Raw genomic sequence first — 19,013 nt, 5'->3', positions numbered from 1 at the left:
GGGGTTTATGGATCGCATACTTTGGATTACGCCTAAAAGCACAATATGGCTACGGTTAAGGTTTTAGAACCTAGCCCTATATCTAAGTAAGAAACCCTATCCATAAGTACGTCCGCTTAACAACTAGACGCCGTCCAAGCCGATTTCGTCGTCTTTTAGATCCGGCACGCTTGGCAGATACACATGAAAGGCATATTCATGCGCTGGGCTTGGATGATTCGGCGTAGCCTGTATGGCTTGGACCCAAAAGCGTATGAGGTAGTGATTGCTGGCTACTGCCTGTCATGACGACAATTCCCCCCGCCCATCATCAGTTGCACCAACAACGGAAAAGTGCCATGCGGCAGCTTGAGCGTGATGATGCGTTTTCGGGCTGCCGCTGGAGATGTGAATACCCAACTGAAAGGGCTGTAAAACTCTATCGGCTCACCGATACCGCACCGACCACGTGCCTTTTGATCATAGGCCTGTCTTTGCGAATAACCACCCAGAAACACAGAAACCGCGCAATGCGCGGCTCTCAAAGGTGGTGGGCCCACACGGACTCGAACCGTGGACCAAAGGATTATGAGTCCTCTGCTCTAACCAACTGAGCTATGGGCCCTCAGCAGGACGCGGATTATAACGGCGGTTTCGCGGCTGTGCTATCCGAAAAGTCCTAAACGTTCATAAGAAGGAACCTGGCGCAGAATTCTTCGGGTGGCAGGGGCAGGCTGACGATGTAGCCCTGGATCTGTTCGCAGCCTTCTGCGGCCAGGAATTGCTGTTGTTCGCTGTTCTCCACGCCTTCGGCGATGACGGTCAGTTGCATGCTGCGGCCCAGCGCGATGATGGCGCGGACGATGGCGGCGTCGTGGGTGTCTTCGGGCAGGCCGCGGACGAAGGACTGGTCGATCTTGAGGATGTCCAGCGGCAGGCGTTTGAGGTAACTGAGCGACGAGTAGCCGGTGCCGAAGTCGTCGATGGCCAGTTGGACGCCGAGTTTCTTGAGTTTGTGCAGCACGGCCAAGGCTTCCTGGGTCTGGCTCATGATGAAGTTTTCAGTGATTTCCAGTTGCAGGCAGCCGGGTTCCAGGCCGTTGTCGGCCAGCAGTTGTTCGATGCGGCTGACCAGGTTGGGCTGGCGCAGTTGCGCGCCGGCGAGGTTGACGGAAAGGGGGCCGAAGGGCTGGTGGGCTTTGCGCCATTCACGCATGTGCAGGCAGGCCTGTTCGATCACCCAGTCGCCGATTTGCAGGATCATGCCGTTCTCTTCGGCCAGCGGGATGAAGTGTTCGGGCGGCACTTCGCCGAAGGTCGGGTGGCTCCAGCGAATCAAGGCTTCTGCGCCCACCAGTGTGTTGGTCAGCAGGCTGGTCTTGGGCTGGAACGACAGGCTCAGTTCGTTGCGGTCCAGTGCGCGCCTGAGCTCCTGTTCAAGCGCGATGCGTTCGCTGGCCTGAGAGGTGAGGTCCCGGGTGTAGCTCTCGACGCGATTGCGGCCCTTGGCCTTGGAGCGGTACATGGCGGCGTCGGCGTTTTTGACCAGTGTGGCGACGTCTGTGCCGTCGTTGGGGAACAGGCTGCAGCCGATGCTGGAACTGATGAAGAACTCATGCTCGCCCGCCTGAAAAGGTGCGTCGAAGCAGCCCAGCAGCTTGTTGGCGATGGCCTGGGCGTCGCTGGGTTGCAGCAGGCCGGGCAGCAGGACGATGAACTCGTCGCCGCCCAGCCGTGCCACGGTGTCGATGTCGCGCAGGTTTTCCTTGAGGCGTTGAGCAATGCCTTTGAGCAGCAGATCGCCGACCGGATGGCCGAGGCTGTCGTTGATGTGTTTGAAGCGGTCCAGGTCCAAAAACAGCACAGCCCCCAAGCTGCCGGACTCTTCGCTGTGCAGAAGGGCGGTCTGAAGGCGATTCTCGAAGAGCGTACGGTTGGGCAGGCCGGTGAGCGGGTCGTGGTGAGCCTGATAGTCCAGGCGGGCCTGAGCGTGCTTGAGACTGGAGATGTCGGCGAAGACGGCGACGAAGTGGGTGATGACATGGTCTTTGTTGCGCACAGCGTTGATCGTGAGCCAGCTGGGGTAGAGGTCGCCGTTCTTGCGGCGGTTGCAGATCTCGCCTTGCCAATGCCCTTCGGCGGTCAACTGGTGCCACATCGCTGCGTAGAAGGCGCTGTCGTGCTGCCCTGAAGCGAGCAGGCGGGGCGTTTGACCAATGGCTTCGTTTTCGCTGTAGCCGGTGATCTCGCTGAAGGCGCGGTTGACGGCGTTGATGCGCTGGCGGGTATCGGTGATGAGCACGCCTTCGGCGGTGCTTTCGAACACGGTGGCGGCCAGGTGGAGCTTTTCCTGCATCTGCTGGCGTTCGGTGACGTCGCGAGAGATGGTCAGCAGACACTCTTCTCCATCGATGAGCACCGGGTGCGAGGAGAGTTCGCACAGCCGGATACTGCCATTTGCGCCCCGAATCCTGGCGCGGAAGTCGTAAACGGAGCCGTTCTGTTTGAGGCGATTGATCAGGGCGTTGCGTTCGTTCAGGTCGACCCAGATGCCCAGCTCGAAAACCGAACGTCCCAGGCAGTAACTTTCCTCGTAACCGCTCATGCGGCAGAAGCCCTCATTGACCTCAAGCACTCCGCCGTCGTCCATGCGACTGATGGTCAGTCCGTCAGGGGAGGCGTGGAAGGCTTTGGCAAACTTTTCCTCGGAGAGCTGCAACTGCCGTTGAGCCTCCTTGAGCGGGGTGATGTCACGCACCACCACCAGCACGGCGGGTTTTGGACCCAGCTCGAAAGGCTGCGCCGACATAAGGCCGGAGAAGGTCTGCCCGTTCTTTCGCCGGAACGGTATTTCCAGGTTGCGGATATTACCTTTCTGCAGTTGCTCAAGCAGGCCGGGGCCGATACCGGGGACGGCCCACACGTTGATTTGGCTGGGCGTCTTGCCGATGGCCTCTTCGGCGGTAAGGCCGGTCTGTTCGACGAAAGCGTTGTTGGCTTCCAGGATCTGGCCGTCGACGAGGCTGGCAATCACCATGATGTCGGGGCAATGGGCAAAGACGGAGGCGAACCTGTCTTCGGATAAACGCAGCGCTTCTTCGGTTTGCTTGCTGTCATTGATGTCGGTCATTAATCCACGCATAAGTGCTCAAGTCCGTGCTGGTCTGGCTGCCGATATCGCGGGGGCCACAGCACTTGCTCCGAATCGTTGCGCACGAGCGGGCCAAGGGTTGTGGTCATTACCGCTGCTGTTTATTGCGAGCAGAAGATCTCAGCACTGCGGCATTTCTGCACACAATGCTGCGGTAAAAACCTTGGCAACAACCGATAGGCCAAAGGATCACCAGCAGGCTTTTTGCCTGCGGTGACACATAGTTGTAGGCCAAGTTTCAAAACTTTGCCTCCCACGCGACGGCTGACAGACTCATAAACGTTACGATCACGCAGGTAGCGTGAAAAACGGCGTTGAATAATTCCGGCAGGCCAGAAACGCAAAACCCCCGGCACGAGGCCGAGGGTTTTGTTTGATCGCGTAGCGTGCTGCGTTTTACTCGTCCAGGAACGAGCGCAGATGCTCGCTTCGGGTCGGGTGACGCAGTTTACGCAGTGCCTTGGCTTCGATCTGACGAATCCGCTCGCGGGTGACGTCGAACTGTTTGCCGACCTCTTCCAGCGTGTGGTCGGTGTTCATGTCGATGCCGAAACGCATGCGCAGAACCTTGGCTTCACGAGCTGTGAGACCGGACAGGACTTCGCGTGTCGCTTCCTTGAGGCTTTCAACCGTTGCAACGTCGATAGGCGATTGCATGGTCGAGTCTTCGATGAAGTCGCCCAGATGCGAATCTTCGTCGTCACCGATCGGCGTTTCCATAGAGATCGGCTCTTTAGCGATCTTCAATACCTTGCGGATCTTGTCCTCAGGCATTTCCATGCGTTCGCCCAGCTCTTCCGGAGTCGGTTCGCGACCCATTTCCTGCAGCATCTGGCGGGAAATACGGTTGAGCTTGTTGATCGTCTCGATCATGTGCACCGGAATACGGATGGTGCGTGCCTGGTCGGCAATCGAGCGAGTGATCGCCTGACGGATCCACCAGGTGGCGTAGGTCGAGAACTTGTAACCACGACGGTATTCGAACTTGTCCACCGCTTTCATCAAGCCGATGTTGCCTTCCTGGATCAGATCGAGGAATTGCAGACCGCGGTTGGTGTACTTCTTGGCGATGGAGATCACCAGACGCAAGTTCGCTTCGACCATCTCTTTCTTCGCGCGGCGGGCCTTGGCCTCACCGATCGACATGCGACGGTTGATGTCCTTGATCTCGGCGATCTTCAAGCCTGTTTCTTCTTCAAGCGCAGACAGCTTCTGCTGGCAACGCTGGATGTCAGGCTGCAGGCGACCAATGGCTTCGGCGTATTTGCTCTTGCCTTTGGCCAGCGCGTCGGTCCAGCTCTCGTCGACTTCGTTGCCCGGGAACTGGCGAAGGAAATCGGCGCGCGGCATACGTGCATCACGTACGCACAGCTGCATGATGGCGCGTTCTTGGGCACGCAGACGATCAAGGGCACCGCGAACACGCTCTACCAGACCTTCAAACTGCTTTGGAACCAGCTTGATGGGCATGAACAGTTCGGCAAGGGCGACCATTTCGGCAATGGCGTGCTTGTCTTCGCGGCCAAGCTTCTTCAGCGCTTTGCGGGTGATTTCCATCTGATCGGAGACAGCGCCGAAGCGTTGTGCAGCGATGACAGGATCCGGACCGCTTTCGGTTTCTTCTTCATCATCGGATGAATCAGCCGATTCTTCCTCGTCGTCATCGCCTTCGGCCTTGACGGCTTTGGGGTCGATGGGCGGCGGGACTTCGGCAGGCGGCGCGATGCCGTCATCCGGGTCGATGTAACCGCTGAGAACGTCGGACAGGCGACCGCCTTCGCTCGTGACACGTGTGTATTCGGAAAGAATATGGTCAACCGTGCCAGGGAAGTGCGCAATTGCGCCCATCACTTCGCGGATGCCTTCTTCGATACGTTTGGCGATTTCGATTTCGCCTTCACGGGTCAAGAGTTCTACGGTGCCCATTTCACGCATGTACATGCGAACGGGATCGGTGGTACGACCGATGTCGGTTTCAACCGCTGCCAATGCTGCGGCCGCTTCTTCTGCGGCTGCTTCATCGGTATCGGCATCGGCCAGCATCAAGGCGTCCGCATCCGGAGCACTCTCGTGTACCGGGATCCCCATGTCGTTGATCATGCGGATGATGTCTTCCACCTGCTCAGGATCTGAAATATCCTCAGGCAAGTGGTCGTTGACCTCTGCGTAAGTCAGATACTTCTGCTCACGACCCAGGGTGATCAACTCTTTGATACGAGACTGCTGTTGCGCTTTTCCGGACATAACACCCTATCCACTGAAGGTCTTGGCGGGCAAAAAACAAGCCGAGGATTATACCCGAGCTATGACCTCACGCGCCAGTTGAGGTCGGGGTTTGTGCAGGAACATTGCGATTTAGCAGGTCCCGAAGCTGAATTTTCTCTTCTGCACTCAGCTCGGTTTGACGTGCTTTGCTGATCAGATGTTCCAAACTACGCTCGCGTTGGCGAGCGGATAAGCTAGTTATAGTGTCGAAAAACTGTTGTTCAAGGTTATCGGCCTCGATCAACCATTCCTTTTCGGCCAATGCGCGCAGCAAACGGCCCTGTTCGGTTCCATGCCACCGCGCTATCAACTGTAACGACCGAAGATTGGGATTCTTTTGCCTCGCTTCAATGAGCGAAACCAATAATTGTGCCTGTGACTGGTCTTCTGCCGCGAAATGGCTGGCATTTTCGACCTTTTCGGCCAGTTCAGGGTGGTGCAGCAACGTACGAAGTGCGGCTTGCATGGGCGGTTCCACGGCTGTGGGAACGCGCGGCGTGCGAGGCTCGAAGTCCGGACGCTTGCCTTTTTTGTCCCAAGGCTTCTTTTCCCATTTTTTCTGATTCTGACCGCCGGTTTTCTTCGGCGTCCATTCCTGCTGCGCTTCATAACCGCCTTGGGGCTGGTAATCGGCGAAGTCAGGCATCGCGTCATAATCGACGTACGGGTCGTAACTGGGCGGTGCTTCTGTGGGTGCGTTCTGTACCAGTTGGCTGACGGCTTCGCCGGTGAGGCCGGTGATTTCGCTCAGGCGCTGACGCATCAGGGTCTTGAGGTTCGCGCCTGGCACTTTGTCGATCAGCGGGGCGGCGAGCGTGGCCATGTGGGCCTTGCCTTCCAGCGAGCGCGGATCGGCTTCCTTGGTCAGTTGCTCGAAAAAATAATCCGCCAGCGGCTGCGCGTGCTGATTGATCCGCGCTCTGAACGCGTCGGTGCCTTCGGAGCGCACCAGCGTATCCGGGTCTTCGCCTTCGGGCAGGAACAGGAAGCGCGCACGCCGTCCATCTTGCAGGCTGGACAGCGTCGCCTCCAGTGCTCGCCAGGCAGCGTTACGGCCAGCCTGGTCGCCGTCAAAGCAGAACAGCACATTGGGCACGACCCTGAACAGCCGCTTCAAGTGCTCCTCACTGGTCGCGGTACCCAACGTGGCCACGGCGTTACGCAGGCCTTGCTGGGCCAGTGCAATGACGTCCATGTAGCCTTCGACGACGATGATCTCGTCCAGGTTGCGATTATGCTTGCGGGCTTCGAACAGGCCGTACAGCTCCTGGCCCTTGTGAAACACCGGTGTTTCCGGGGAGTTCAGGTATTTGGGCTTGTCATCGCCCAGTACGCGCCCACCGAAGGCGATGATGCGGCCACGCGAGTCGCGAATCGGAAACATCACCCGATCACGGAAGCGGTCGTAGCGCTTTCCGGTTTCGGCGTTCTCGATCAGCAGGCCAGCATCGATCATGACCTTTTGCTGCAGCGAGTCGCTGCTGAGGTGCTTGTACAGGTTGTCCCAGCCCGGAGGCGCAAACCCCAGGCCAAAGTCCCGAGCGATTTCGCCTGTCAGGCCGCGGCCTTTGAGGTAATCCACGGCGGCTTTGCGGCTGGGATGGCTCTTCAATGCCTGACGATAGAACTCAGCGGCGGCGGTCAGCAGCGGGTACAGCGGCGAATCGGTAGGTTGCCGCGGCTTCTGGCCCTTGACGCCTTGTTCGCGGGGCACTTCCATGCCGGCGGCTTTGGCGAGGTCCTCGACGGCCTGGGGGAAATCCAGATTGTCGTGGTCCATGATGAAGCCAAGCGCGTTGCCGCCTGCGCCGCAGCCGAAGCAGTAGTAAAACTGTTTATCGGGGCTGACGCTGAAAGAGGGGGTTTTCTCTTTATGGAACGGGCAGCAGGCGCTGTAGTTTTTCCCGGTTTTCTTGAGCTGCACGCGCGAGCTGACCACGTCGACAATGTCGGTACGGTTCAGAAGGTCGTCAATGAAACTCTGGGGAATCAGCCCGGCCATTGCATTCTCATATCAAGCGTGTCGCGAAGGTATCGTGGTGACTCTACGAGCGTTCGGTCAGCCTGTCAGCCGCCATTTTCGAATAGCGATGCAACAAGCGGGCACGTCTGTACATCCGAAGGTCGGTGCTTTGCCTGAGGCGCTTGGCCTGAAAGGAAATAATCGCACGCTCATTTAATTAAATAATAAGCGGCACACGAGACGCTGCCTTGGCTGAGCTTCTTGCGAAGTCATCAAGGCATACTCGTCTTGTCCATTGATCGATGTGCTGCCCGAGTGGGCATGACCAATGCTGCCTGTAAGCAGGCGGGACGTGCTTGACTGAAGTCTGGGTCGCATGTGCGGCCTGGACCTGCTCGGTCAATCTAGCGTGATGCTGTCACTGCAACTGCCGACAGCCCGACTGTAAGGCCGGGCAAGGCAGAAGCTTGCAACGTAAGTCTGTATTAGTACAGACGAACGGCGCGGCGCTGCTCGCGCTGAACTTTCTTGGCGTGACGTTTGACAGCAGCAGCTGCCTTACGCTTACGCTCGGAAGTCGGCTTCTCGTAAAATTCGCGGCTACGAACTTCAGCCAGAACACCGGCTTTTTCGCAGGAGCGCTTGAAACGACGCAGAGCTACGTCGAAGGGTTCGTTCTCTTTAACTTTGACGGCTGGCATCCAGAGCTACCTTCATTCATTACCGGGGTCAACGCTTCGTGCAAACACTGCACAAAAGTACGTCGGTTTTTAAGGGTTGCGGATGTTAACCCCTCATTGAGAGGAATGCAAAGCCTCTGATCGAAAACCGCTGGTCGGCACCTCGGTCGACGACTATCATGCGCGCCTTCGAATCTGCCCCCTACAAGGCGCAAACCCATGCTAGTACTGGGATTAGAAACGTCCTGCGATGAAACCGGCGTCGCGCTTTACGACAGTGAGCGCGGTTTGCTGGCCGATGCATTATTCAGTCAGATCGACCTGCACCGTGCGTATGGTGGCGTGGTGCCGGAGCTGGCTTCGCGCGATCACGTCAAGCGCATGCTGCCCCTGATCCGCCAGACGCTGGCCGAAGCCGACTGCGTAGCCACCGACATCGACGCCATTGCCTACACAGCAGGGCCGGGGCTTGTGGGTGCGTTGCTGGTCGGTGCGTCGTGCGCTCAGGCCTTGGCGTTTGCGTGGGATATTCCTGCGCTGGGTGTTCATCACATGGAAGGCCACCTGCTGGCCCCGATGCTCGAAGAAAATCCGCCGCAGTTCCCGTTCGTCGCTTTGCTGGTTTCCGGCGGGCACACGCAGCTGGTTCGTGTAGACGGCATCGGTCAGTACGAGCTGCTGGGCGAGACCCTGGATGACGCTGCGGGCGAGGCCTTCGACAAGACGGCCAAGATGATGGGCTTGCAGTATCCCGGCGGGCCGGAAATTTCCAGGCTGGCGACTCAGGGTGTCGCGGGGCGTTTCGTCTTCCCAAGGCCCATGACGGACCGTCCGGGGCTGATGTTCAGCTTCAGCGGCTTGAAAACATCGGCGCTCAATGCCTGGCAGCAGTGCCAGAAAGCTGGGGACGACAGTGAGCAAACCCGTTGCGACATCGCTCTGGCCTTCCAGCAGGCGGTAGTGGAGACTTTGACCATCAAGTGCAAGCGTGCGCTCAAGCAGACCGGGCTCAATAGTCTGGTCATCGCGGGCGGGGTTAGTGCAAACAAGGCGCTGCGGGTGTCACTGGAGAGCATGTTGGGTGACATGCGCGGGCAGGTGTTCTACGCACGTCCCGAGTTCTGCACGGATAACGGCGCGATGATTGCGTTTGCCGGCTGTCAGCGTTTGCAGGCAGGGCAGAAAGAAGATTTGAGCATCAGCGTGCAGGCGCGCTGGCCGATGGAGCAATTGTCGGGGTTGTAAAGCGCCGATCAGAAATGCCGTTCGCGCCCGGCGAGCAGGTCGCGTAGATTGCCGCGATGCCGCCAGACGATCAGCAGGGTCAGCACGCTCATGGGCAGCAGTGCCCGGGGTTCCTGCCACGCCAGCAATGGCAGCGTGAGGGGGGTTGCAATCAGGGCCGCGAGCGAGCTGGTACGGGTCAGTCTGAACGTGAGCAGCCAGGCGACAATGGCCAGTGCGGCGGCGGGTAGATACAGGCCCAGCAGCACGCCAGCGGCCGTGGCGACGCCTTTGCCGCCGCGAAAGCGAAAGTAGAGCGGGAACAGGTGGCCCAATACGGCGCAGACGCCGATCCAGCCCTGTTGTGAGGGATCGAGGCCCCAGGTGCTGGCGATCAGTACCGGGACCAGGCCTTTGCAAAGGTCGCCGAGTAACGTCAGGACGGCCATTTTTTTACCGGCCAGACGCAACATGTTGGTCGCGCCAGCGTTGCCTGATCCGCTATCACGCGGGTCGGGACTGCCGCTGAGACGGCTGAGCAGAATGGCGAAAGACAGTGAGCCGAGCAGGTAGGCGAAGGTCGCCAGTAACCAAAACATGCTAACCATTCCGGGCGAGGATGCCCTGATTCTAACGGCGCATCGCGCCCTTGTCGTGCAGTGGAGAGTAGTGCTTGGACAGAGTTTTCATCCAGGGTCTTGAGGTCGATACCGTGATCGGCGCTTATGACTGGGAGCGCGGCATTCGTCAGTGCCTGCGCCTGGACCTGAGTTTTGCGTGGGACAACCGGCCTGCAGCCGCAGACGATGACCTGAGCAAGGCGCTCGACTACGCCAGTGTATCGACCCGCATTCAGGCCTTTGCCGAGCAGGCACAGTTTCAGTTGGTCGAGACGTTCGCAGAGCGTCTGGCCGAGGTGCTGATGGCTGAATTCAATATTCCCTGGCTCCACCTGCGGCTGACCAAGCCCGGTGCGGTGGCTGCCGCTGCCGGTGTGGGCGTGGAGATCGAGCGCGGATGTCGCTGACTCGGATCTTCCTCGGGCTCGGCAGCAATATCGAGCGCGAAAGGCACCTGCATGCCGGGCTCGATTCGCTGGCCGGGTTCCTCAGCGAGTTGAATTGCTCGCCGGTGTTCGAAAGCCATCCGGTGGGCATCAAAAGCGGTCCGTTTTTCAACCTGGTGGTGTCGGCCCTGACCGACCTGCCGTTGCTGGAGCTGGACCGCCGCCTGAAATTCATCGAGGCCGACAACGGCCGCTACGCCCCGGATCGCAAGGGGTTGCCGCTGGACATCGACGTGCTGCTGTACGGCGAGCAGGTGGGCAATTTCGACGGCCTGATCCTGCCCCGCGCCGAGATTCTCAAGAATGCCTTCGTGTTGTGGCCCCTCTCGCTGATTGCCCCGGATCGTCTGCATCCCGGCGTTGGCGTGTCGTTCAGCACGCTATGGGCCGATGCGCAGATCGACCAGCAGCTGTGGCCTGTGGCGTTTGACTGGCGAGGCCAGCCGCTGACACCTGCGGAGTTGCTCAAGGGCTGATTTTTGATCATGCCTACGCTCGTCCCGTGACGCTCTGTGCGACGTTCAAGAGCGGACGCGGAGCGTCATGGGCGGCGTTACTACGCTGGAGCTGGTCATCAACTTACTGACCGCCATACTCCATCTTGTAGGCCTTCAGCGCATCCAGACGGGCGTTCTTCAAGGCCTCTCCCAAGTCCTTGCCCTGCAAACCCTTTTCGAGCAATGGCTGCACCGACACTGAACGCGCCGCTTGCGCTGCGCCCCGCAGGTACTCGGCTTGTGGATAACTGCGCTGCTCGAAACCATGACGGCCCCGCGCATCCATCTCGCACGCTGCGATGAACTCCTCGAAGCGTTGCGGCCTGCGGTACACGTCGAAGCTTTGCAGCAGCTCCAGCACCGTCGACGGTTTCAGTCCCAGGGCGCGGTGTCCGTGGGTGTGGTACTGACACACGAGCAGCGCCAGTTCCTGGCAGTCCCTCGGCACACGGAAGCGTTCGTTGACCGCCTTGATCAGGCGCAGCCCCTTGTGTTCATGGGCGATGTGCCTTGGCCAATCCGCTTGGGGCGTCAGCCCTTTGCCCAGGTCATGCAGCAGACACGCCCAGCGTACGCTCAACGGATGTTCGTGAATGGCCGCCTGTTCCAGCACGCTGAGCACATGCACGCCCGTGTCGATTTCCGGGTGGTGCGCGGGAGGCTGCGGCACGCCGAACAAGGCTTCCACCTCAGGCAGCAATTCCTTCAGTGCGCCGCACTCATGCAGTACCTGGATGAACACCTGGGGCTGCTTTTCCATGAGTGCGCGGGAGATTTCTTTCCAGCTGCGCTCCGGAGTGAGCGCCTGGAGTTCGCCCGATTCACTAAGCTGTCGCATCAGGTCCAGCGTCTCGGAAGCAATGCTGAAACCCTGCGGCGCGTAACGTGCCGCGAAACGCGCAACGCGCAGCACCCTGAGGGGATCTTCGGCGAAGGCGGGCGAAACGTGGCGTAAAATGCGCGCCTCAAGATCGTGCTGGCCGTTATAGGGATCGGTCAGGTTGCCGTCCTTATCCTCGGCCATCGCGTTGATGGTCAGGTCGCGACGGATCAGGTCCTGCTCAAGCGTGACGTCAGGGCTGGCATGAAAAACAAAGCCGCCATACCCCACGCCGCTTTTGCGCTCAGTGCGTGCCAGCGCATATTCCTCGCCCGTCAGCGGATGGAGAAATACCGGGAAATCGGTGCCGACCGGACGATAGCCCTTGACCAGCATGTCTTCGGCCGACGCGCCGACGACGACCCAGTCGATGTCGGTAACGGGTTGACCCAGCAGGCGGTCGCGTACCGCACCGCCAACTTTATAAATCTGCATAAAAAACCTCCGTAAGCGCGACAGGATAAACCTTGCGTCGTCCTTACGGAGGCTAAAACCGAACGATTACCCGTTTAAGACTTCACGTCTTCAGGAGCTAGAGGTGTACGACCGCCAAATCGAGCCGGGGATATTCACTGTCGGCGTGTTCGCCTCTCGGTGGCACATGGTGGGTTTTCACAATCTGGTCGCCCTGCAGGGTTTCCAGATGGATGTCGAAACCCCACAAGCGATGCAGATGCTTGAGCACCTCATCGGTGGAGTCACCCAGCGGTTTGCGGTTGTGCTGTTGATGACGCAGGGTCAGCGAGCGGTCCCCGCGCCGGTCGATGCTGTAGATCTGCACGTTGGGTTCACGGTTGCCCAGGTTGTACTGCGCAGCCAGGATTTCACGGATGGTCCGGTAGCCGTTCTCATCGTGGATGGCGGGCACCAACAGGTCATCTTTCAGGTCGTCGTCCATGATGCTGAACAGTTTGAGGTCACGTATGACCTTCGGCGACAGGTACTGAAGGATGAAGCTTTCGTCCTTGAAACTGCTCATCGCGAACTTGATTGCGGTCAGCCAGTCGGTGCCGGCGATCTCTGGGAACCACTGACGGTCTTCATCCGTGGGGTGTTCGCACATCCGGCGAATGTCCTGATACATGGCAAAACCCAGTGTGTACGGGTTGATGCCGCTGTAGTAGGGGCTGTCGAAGCCGGGTTGATAAATGACGCTGGTGTGCGATTGCAGGAACTCCATCATGAAACCGTCGGTGACCAGGCCTTCGTCGTAGAGATCGTTCATCAGCGTGTAATGCCAGAACGTCGCCCAGCCTTCGTTCATCACCTGCGTCTGACGCTGTGGATAGAAGTATTGAGCGATCTTGCGCACGATGCGCACCACTTCGCGCTGCCAAGGTTCCAGCAGTGGCGCGTGTTTTTCGATGAAGTAGAGAATGTTTTCCTGAGGTTCGGCGGGGAAGCGTGCGTTGTCTTCCTTGCCTCCTTCCTTTGCGCTTTTCGGAATGGTGCGCCACAGGTCGTTGATTTGCCGCTGCAGGTGTTCTTCGCGGTCCTTCTGACGCCGACGCTCTTCTTCGGCTGAAATCGGATACGGGCGCTTGTAGCGGTCAACGCCGTAGTTCATCAGCGCGTGGCAGGAGTCGAGCAGGTCTTCCACCGCGTCGATGCCGTGGCGCTCCTCGCACTGCATGATGTACTGCTTGGCGAACACCAGGTAATCGATGATCGAACTGGCATCGGTCCAGGTGCGGAACAGGTAGTTGCCCTTGAAGAAGCTGTTGTGCCCATAGCAGGCATGAGCAACCACCAGCGCCTGCATGCAGATGGTGTTTTCTTCCATCAGATAGGCAATACAAGGGTCCGAGTTGATCACGATCTCGTAGGCCAGACCCATCTGACCCCGCGTGTAGGATTTCTCGGTGCTGAGGAAGTGTTTGCCGTAGGACCAGTGGTGATAGCCCAAAGGCATGCCCACCGACGCATAGGCGTCCATCATCTGTTCGGCCGTGATCACTTCGATCTGGTTGGGATAGGTGTCCAGCGCATAACGATCAGCGATGCGGCTGATTTCGCGGTCGTAGGTCTGGATCAGTTCGAACGTCCACTCTGACCCCGTGGAAATGGGTTGGCGTTTCTGCTCTCTGGCGGTCATGACACTAACCTTCGCTGGAAGAGTTCGCGGAATACCGGATAGATATCACCGGCAGAGACAAGCTGCTGCTGGGCGAACGTGTCGGCATATTCTTCGCCGATACGCTCATATTCATACCAAAGTGCCTGATGTTCGCGTGGTGTGATTTCCACGTAGGTGTAGTACTGCACGAACGGCATGATCTGCTTGGTCAAGATATCGCGGCAGATCGGTGAGTCGTCGTTCCAGTTGTCGCCGTCCGAGGCCTGAGCGGCATAAATGTTCCACTCGTTGCTCGGGTAACGCTCGGCCATGATCTCCTGCATCAGTTTCAGTGCGCTGGAGACGATGGTGCCGCCGGTTTCACGCGAGTAGAAAAACTCTTCTTCGTCCACTTCGCGGGCACTGGTGTGGTGGCGAATGAACACAACTTCTATCTTGTCGTAATTACGTTTGAGGAACAGGTAGAGCAGGATGAAGAAGCGTTTGGCGATGTCTTTTGTCGCTTGGGTCATGGAGCCGGAAACGTCCATCAGGCAGAACATGACGGCTTTGGAACTGGGGTTGGGCTGCTTCACCAGCAGGTTGTATTTAAGGTCGAAGGTGTCCAGATAAGGCACCCGACGAATACGTGCCTTGAGGCGTTCGATTTCCACCTCTAGCTCTTGAATGTCGCCGAAATTGTCTGGTTCTTCGCGTTTCATGCGCTCAAGTTCGCTGGTCGCTTCCTTGAGTTTTGCCCGACTGCTGCCCGACAGGGCGATGCGCCGCGCGTGAGCCGAGCGCAGTGTACGAATGATGTTGATGCGCGACGGATTGCCTTCGTTGCTGATCCCGGCGCGCACCGTCTTGAACGTTTCTGTGCCGGTCAGGTTGCGTTTGACCAGATTGGGCAGTTCCAGGTCCTCGAACATGAATTCGAGAAATTCTTCCTGGGTGATCTGGAAGACGAACTCATCCATGCCTTCGCCGGAATTGCTCGCCTTGCCGGGCCCTTTGCCGCCACCACCGCCTTGCGGCCGGGCGATATGCTCGCCGGTGGTGAACTCCTTGTTGCCAGGGTGAACAACGGTCTGTTTGCCACCGCGCCCGTGGTGCAGCACCGGTTCGTCGATGTCTCGGCCGGGAATGCTGATTTGCTCGCCATGCTCCATGTCGGTAATGGAGCGACGGCTGACAGCTTCTTCCACCGCCTTTTTGATGTGGTCACGATAACGCCGCAGAAACCGTTGCCGGTTCACTGTGCTCTTGTTCTTGCCGTTGAGACGTCGGTCAATCACATAGCTCATAGGCCCTCCGGGCAGCTTCAAGTTACAAGCTTCAAGCCACAAGCTCGAAGCTCAAAAGCAAGCGCTGTCACAAAACAGCACCTTAAGCGTGCGTGATGCACGCTTAAGGTTTACAGCCTGCCGCTTGCCGCTGCCATTACTGCGACTTGCGTACGCGCAGATACCATTCGGAGAGTAGACGTACCTGTTTATCGGTGTAGCCCCGTTCAACCATTCGAGTGACGAAGTCGTTGTGCTTCTGCTGGTCCTCCTTACTGGCCTTGGCGTTGAAACTGATGACCGGCAGAAGATCCTCGGTGTTGGAGAACATTTTTTTCTCGATCACCACGCGCAGCTTCTCGTAGCTGAGCCAGGTCGGGTTCTTGCCATTGTTGTTGGCGCGGGCGCGCAGCACGAAGTTGACGATCTCGTTGCGGAAATCTTTCGGGTTGCTGATGCCGGCCGGTTTTTCGATCTTTTCCAGTTCCTCGTTCAATGCCACACGGTTGAGAATCTCACCGGTTTCCGGATCGCGGTATTCCTGATCCTGAATCCAGAAGTCTGCGTACAGCACGTAGCGGTCAAAAATGTTCTGCCCGTATTCGCTGTAGGATTCCAGATACGCGGTCTGGATCTCCTTGCCGATGAACTCGATATAGCGCGGCGCCAGATACTCCTTGATGAAACGCAGATAGCGCTCGCGCGTCTCGGCCGGGAACTGCTCCTGTTCGATCTGCTGTTCCAGTACATAGAGCAGATGCACGGGGTTGGCCGCGATTTCATGCGGATCGAAGTTGAACACCTTGGACAGAATCTTGAACGCAAAGCGGGTCGACAAACCGTTCATGCCTTCGTCGACGCCCGCACTGTCGCGGTATTCCTGAATCGACTTGGCTTTCGGGTCGGTGTCCTTGAGGTTCTCGCCGTCATACACCCGCATCTTGGAGTAGATGTTGGAGTTGTCCGGTTCTTTGAGGCGCGACAGGGTGGTGAACTGCGCCAGCATCTTCAGCGTGTCCGGGGCGCAATGGGCTTTGGACAAGGAGCTGTTGAACAGCAGCTTGTCGTAGATCTTGATCTCGTCGCTGACTCGCAGGCAATAAGGCACCTTCACAATGTAGATACGGTCGATGAAGGCTTCGTTGTTCTTGTTGTTACGGAAACTGTGCCATTCCGATTCGTTGGAGTGCGCCAGCAAGATACCGGTGAACGGGATCGCGCCCAGCCCCTCGGTGCTGTTGTAGTTGCCTTCCTGGGTGGCGGTCAGCAGAGGGTGCAGCACCTTGATCGGCGCCTTGAACATCTCGACGAATTCCATCAGGCCCTGGTTGGCCCGGCAGAGCGCGCCCGAGTAGCTGTAGGCGTCGGCATCGTTCTGTGGAAATTCTTCCAGTTTGCGGATATCGACTTTACCGACCAGTGCAGAAATGTCCTGGTTGTTTTCATCGCCCGGTTCCGTCTTGGCCACTGCGATCTGGTTGAGAACCGACGGATAGAGTTTCACGACCTTGAACTGGCTGATGTCGCCCCCAAACTCAGCCAGACGCTTGGTTGCCCACGGCGACATGATGGTGCTCAGGTAGCGCCGCGGAATGCCGAAATCTTCTTCAAGAATGGCGCCGTCTTCATTGGCATTGAACAGGCCCAATGGCGACTCGAAAACCGGCGAGCCCTTGATGGCATAGAAGGGGACTTTTTCAATCAGTTGCTTGAGTTTTTCAGCCAGCGACGACTTACCACCGCCAACCGGTCCGAGCAGATAAAGAATCTGCTTCTTTTCTTCCAGGCCTTGGGCGGCATGGCGGAAGTACGACACGATCTGGTCGATGCATTCTTCCATTCCGTGGAAGTCAGCAAACGCCGGATAGCGACGTATCACTTTGTTGGAGAAAATTCGCGACAGCCGCGAGTTGGCGGAGGTGTCCACCAGCTCAGGTTCGCCTATCGCCAGCAGCAGACGTTCTGCGGCCGAGGCGTATGCGCTGCGATCCTGTTTGCAGAACTCAAGATACTCCTGCAGCGAGAGCTCTTCCTGACGTGTGGTTTCAAAGCGTTGTTGGAAGTGGCTAAAAATACTCATGACGTCACCTCGCTCGATACGTTGAGCCGGCGGCGGATCGTCAGTCGATGCTGGCAGCAGCTGAGTATCCAGATGCCGTTTACCCCCCAGAACACCATAAAAGTAACTACCGATGACCCACGCGCCGGTGTACCGGCTCTCCCCTGATTTCGGATGGCCTAGGCTAAGGATAGTTCGGATTCGGAAAGATAAAGAAGGGATGAGCGAGAAGACGGGCTGACCGTTCGTCAGTTCGGGCGCGAGCCCGCGTAGAACGCGGGATCGACTGTCATAAAAATATTTTTTATCAGCCTTGCGCGGTTTCCGCCGGGAACGTCGTGCGCCACAGCTCAAAACCGCCGTCCACGCTGTACACGTCCGAGAACCCCTGACCCACGAGATAGGCGGCTGCGCTCTGGCTGGAGTTGCCGTGGTAGCAGATCACAACAAGGGGTTTATCCAGATCGGCCTTGGCAATGAAGTCGGCAATCGAATGGTTATCCAGATGCTGCGAGTCGGGAATGTGATTGCTTTCGAAGGTCTGTGCGTCACGAACATCGACCACGACAGCACCTTGCTCGCGCAGGGCCTGGGCCTGTTCGGGAGGGATGCGTTTGAATTCGGTCATTGGTTGGGCTCCTGAGCCTGTGGCGGCTGATGATGGCTGGCGTCGGCCGGTAGTCGGGTAACGGTCGATGTTGCTACGTGGCCGACAGCATCGCAATTGCATTGATGACGTTCAAGGGTATCGACGTTGAGCAGCGTCATTGATCCGCCCCACACACAGCCGCTGTCCAGAGCAAAGACGCCCGGCTCATCACAACGGCCTTCAAGTGCTGCCCAGTGCCCGAAGATGATTTTCACCGAGCGGGCCTTGCGGTTCGCGTGGCTGAACCAGGGGGCGTAACCAGGCTTGGCGGTTTCGACGCCTTCCTTGCCCTTGAGGTCGAGCTTGCCGTCGCTGGTGCAGAAGCGCATGCGTGTGAAGTAATTGGTGATGACCCGCAGCCGTGTAACGCCGCTCAGCGCGTTGTCCCATTTGACCGGCTCGTTGCCATACATGCCGTCCAGAAACGGCTCGTAAAGGTTGTCATCCTGCAACGCGTGCTCGACTTCTGCGGCGTGCTTGAGTGCTTTTTTTACTGACCATTGCGGCGCGATCCCGGCGTGAACCATGGCCACGTTGCGGTGTTCGTCGAAGTGCATCAGCTTTTGCTGGCGAATCCAGCCCAATAAGGAATCCCTATCGGGGGCTTCGAGGATTTCGCGCAGGGTGTCGCCTTTCTTGAGCCGTTCGATGCTGCGTGAGGCCGCCAGCAGGTGCAGGTCATGATTGCCCAGCACGCAGACCAGCGATTGCCGGATGCCGTAAAGGAAGCGAAGCGTTTCCAGCGACTGCGGGCCCCGGTTGACCAAATCGCCCACCAGCCACAGTCTGTCCTTTTCAGGATCAAAGCAAACATCGTCAAGCAGGCACTTCAACGGATCTAGGCAACCTTGCAGGTCGCCGACGGCGTACACCGCCATCAGTGAAGGGCACCCGGTACGGCAAGGCGGAAGGGGGCGATGATGGCGTCGAAGCGTTTACCGTCTTCGGCCAGCATCTGATAGGAGCCCTGCATGTTGCCGACCTTGGTGGTCATCACCGTGCCGCTGCTGTAGGTGTGGCTTTGCCCGACCTTGATCAACGGCTGCTGGCCCACAACACCTTCGCCGCGCACTTCCTCGACATGGCCGTCCCCGTCGGTGATGACCCAGTGTCGGGACAGCAGCTTGGCGGGCAACTGGCCGTTATTCTGGACCGTGATGGTGTAGGCAAAAGCGAAGCGGTTCTGCTCGGGTTGCGACTGCTCTGAGAGAAAACGCGTGACGACGCTGACGTCGACCTTATAACGGGAATCGGACAT

At 58.2% G+C, this 19,013-nt stretch carries 15 protein-coding genes and 1 tRNA gene; 3 read left to right on the top strand and 13 right to left on the bottom strand.

Features of this window, described 5'->3' with window-relative positions; all coding sequences use genetic code 11:
- Positions 1-527: 527 nt before the first annotated feature.
- The 5 genes from ALP40_RS09900 to rpsU form a co-directional block, all read right to left on the bottom strand.
- Positions 528-604: transfer RNA gene (locus tag ALP40_RS09900), tRNA-Ile, on the bottom strand.
- A 54-nt stretch (positions 605-658) separates the two neighbouring features.
- Positions 659-3,109: a bifunctional diguanylate cyclase/phosphodiesterase gene (locus ALP40_RS09895; RefSeq protein ID WP_183136023.1), complete on the bottom strand. Its 2,451-nt coding sequence runs from the start codon at positions 3,107-3,109 to the stop codon at positions 659-661.
- 417 nt (positions 3,110-3,526) lie between these two features.
- A complete protein-coding gene (gene rpoD / locus ALP40_RS09890) occupies positions 3,527-5,374 on the bottom strand; it encodes an RNA polymerase sigma factor RpoD (protein WP_122208108.1) in 1,848 nt (615 codons plus the stop codon).
- Positions 5,375-5,441: 67 nt separating this feature from the next.
- Complete coding sequence (gene dnaG, locus ALP40_RS09885; RefSeq protein WP_122208107.1) at positions 5,442-7,397, bottom strand: DNA primase; 1,956 nt, start codon at positions 7,395-7,397, stop codon at positions 5,442-5,444.
- 446 nt (positions 7,398-7,843) lie between these two features.
- Positions 7,844-8,059: a 30S ribosomal protein S21 gene (rpsU, locus tag ALP40_RS09880; protein ID WP_002551877.1), complete on the bottom strand. Its 216-nt coding sequence runs from the start codon at positions 8,057-8,059 to the stop codon at positions 7,844-7,846.
- Positions 8,060-8,257: 198 nt separating this feature from the next.
- Here rpsU and tsaD point away from each other — a divergent pair, with 198 nt between their 5' ends.
- Entirely contained in the window at positions 8,258-9,283 is a 1,026-nt protein-coding gene (gene tsaD, locus ALP40_RS09875; protein WP_122208106.1) for a tRNA (adenosine(37)-N6)-threonylcarbamoyltransferase complex transferase subunit TsaD, read from the top strand.
- An 8-nt stretch (positions 9,284-9,291) separates the two neighbouring features.
- On the opposite strand, the gene plsY is transcribed toward tsaD, so the two are convergent.
- Positions 9,292-9,861 (bottom strand): glycerol-3-phosphate 1-O-acyltransferase PlsY, encoded by a 570-nt coding sequence (gene plsY, locus ALP40_RS09870; protein WP_181115081.1) that lies wholly within the window; start codon positions 9,859-9,861, stop codon positions 9,292-9,294.
- 74 nt (positions 9,862-9,935) lie between these two features.
- On the opposite strand from plsY, the gene folB reads away from it, so the two are divergent.
- Entirely contained in the window at positions 9,936-10,289 is a 354-nt protein-coding gene (folB, locus tag ALP40_RS09865) for a dihydroneopterin aldolase (protein WP_122208104.1), read from the top strand.
- Entirely contained in the window at positions 10,280-10,804 is a 525-nt protein-coding gene (folK, locus tag ALP40_RS09860; protein WP_122208103.1) for a 2-amino-4-hydroxy-6-hydroxymethyldihydropteridine diphosphokinase, read from the top strand. The genes folB and folK overlap by 10 nt, the downstream gene beginning before the upstream one ends.
- A gap of 103 nt (positions 10,805-10,907) precedes the next feature.
- Here folK and ALP40_RS09855 read toward each other — a convergent pair whose 3' ends face one another.
- The 7 genes from ALP40_RS09855 to apaG form a co-directional block, all read right to left on the bottom strand.
- The gene (locus ALP40_RS09855) at positions 10,908-12,140 is read right to left on the bottom strand and encodes a multifunctional CCA addition/repair protein (protein WP_122208102.1); all 1,233 of its coding nucleotides are present in this window, start codon (positions 12,138-12,140) and stop codon (positions 10,908-10,910) included.
- 97 nt (positions 12,141-12,237) lie between these two features.
- Positions 12,238-13,800 (bottom strand): SpoVR family protein, encoded by a 1,563-nt coding sequence (locus tag ALP40_RS09850; RefSeq protein ID WP_122208101.1) that lies wholly within the window; start codon positions 13,798-13,800, stop codon positions 12,238-12,240.
- Entirely contained in the window at positions 13,797-15,068 is a 1,272-nt protein-coding gene (locus ALP40_RS09845; RefSeq protein ID WP_122208100.1) for a YeaH/YhbH family protein, read from the bottom strand. Before ALP40_RS09845 ends, ALP40_RS09850 begins: the two co-directional genes overlap by 4 nt.
- Before the next feature lie 136 nt (positions 15,069-15,204).
- Positions 15,205-17,127, bottom strand: a complete 1,923-nt coding sequence (locus tag ALP40_RS09840; protein ID WP_122208099.1) for a PrkA family serine protein kinase — start codon at positions 17,125-17,127, stop codon at positions 15,205-15,207.
- Positions 17,128-17,413: 286 nt separating this feature from the next.
- Positions 17,414-17,734, bottom strand: coding sequence for a thiosulfate sulfurtransferase GlpE (gene glpE / locus ALP40_RS09835; RefSeq protein WP_122208098.1), 321 nt, complete (start codon positions 17,732-17,734; stop codon positions 17,414-17,416).
- Positions 17,731-18,633 carry a symmetrical bis(5'-nucleosyl)-tetraphosphatase gene (locus ALP40_RS09830; RefSeq protein ID WP_122208097.1) on the bottom strand — a complete coding sequence of 301 codons (903 nt, stop codon included), beginning with the start codon at positions 18,631-18,633 and terminating at the stop codon, positions 17,731-17,733. The genes glpE and ALP40_RS09830 overlap by 4 nt, the downstream gene beginning before the upstream one ends.
- A complete protein-coding gene (apaG, locus tag ALP40_RS09825) occupies positions 18,633-19,013 on the bottom strand; it encodes a Co2+/Mg2+ efflux protein ApaG (RefSeq protein WP_122208096.1) in 381 nt (126 codons plus the stop codon). Before apaG ends, ALP40_RS09830 begins: the two co-directional genes overlap by 1 nt.

This window comes from Pseudomonas viridiflava (genome assembly GCF_003702045.1).
Lineage (GTDB): Bacteria > Pseudomonadota > Gammaproteobacteria > Pseudomonadales > Pseudomonadaceae > Aquipseudomonas > Aquipseudomonas viridiflava_C.
This window is presented reverse-complemented; position numbering and strand designations above follow the sequence as displayed.

Bases quoted from the DNA above. Each gene is read 5' to 3' on its own strand.
- ALP40_RS09895 (WP_183136023.1), bottom strand. From the start codon at position 3,109: ATGACCGACATCAATGACAGCAAGCAAACCGAAGAAGCGCTGCGTTTA.
- rpoD (WP_122208108.1), bottom strand. From the start codon at position 5,374: ATGTCCGGAAAAGCGCAACAGCAGTCTCGTATCAAAGAGTTGATCACC.
- dnaG (WP_122208107.1), bottom strand. From the start codon at position 7,397: ATGGCCGGGCTGATTCCCCAGAGTTTCATTGACGACCTTCTGAACCGT.
- rpsU (WP_002551877.1), bottom strand. From the start codon at position 8,059: ATGCCAGCCGTCAAAGTTAAAGAGAACGAACCCTTCGACGTAGCTCTG.
- tsaD (WP_122208106.1), top strand. From the start codon at position 8,258: ATGCTAGTACTGGGATTAGAAACGTCCTGCGATGAAACCGGCGTCGCG.
- plsY (WP_181115081.1), bottom strand. From the start codon at position 9,861: ATGTTTTGGTTACTGGCGACCTTCGCCTACCTGCTCGGCTCACTGTCT.
- folK (WP_122208103.1), top strand. From the start codon at position 10,280: ATGTCGCTGACTCGGATCTTCCTCGGGCTCGGCAGCAATATCGAGCGC.
- ALP40_RS09855 (WP_122208102.1), bottom strand. From the start codon at position 12,140: ATGCAGATTTATAAAGTTGGCGGTGCGGTACGCGACCGCCTGCTGGGT.
- ALP40_RS09850 (WP_122208101.1), bottom strand. From the start codon at position 13,800: ATGACCGCCAGAGAGCAGAAACGCCAACCCATTTCCACGGGGTCAGAG.
- ALP40_RS09845 (WP_122208100.1), bottom strand. From the start codon at position 15,068: ATGAGCTATGTGATTGACCGACGTCTCAACGGCAAGAACAAGAGCACA.
- ALP40_RS09840 (WP_122208099.1), bottom strand. From the start codon at position 17,127: ATGAGTATTTTTAGCCACTTCCAACAACGCTTTGAAACCACACGTCAG.
- glpE (WP_122208098.1), bottom strand. From the start codon at position 17,734: ATGACCGAATTCAAACGCATCCCTCCCGAACAGGCCCAGGCCCTGCGC.
- ALP40_RS09830 (WP_122208097.1), bottom strand. From the start codon at position 18,633: ATGGCGGTGTACGCCGTCGGCGACCTGCAAGGTTGCCTAGATCCGTTG.
- apaG (WP_122208096.1), bottom strand. From the start codon at position 19,013: ATGTCCGATTCCCGTTATAAGGTCGACGTCAGCGTCGTCACGCGTTTT.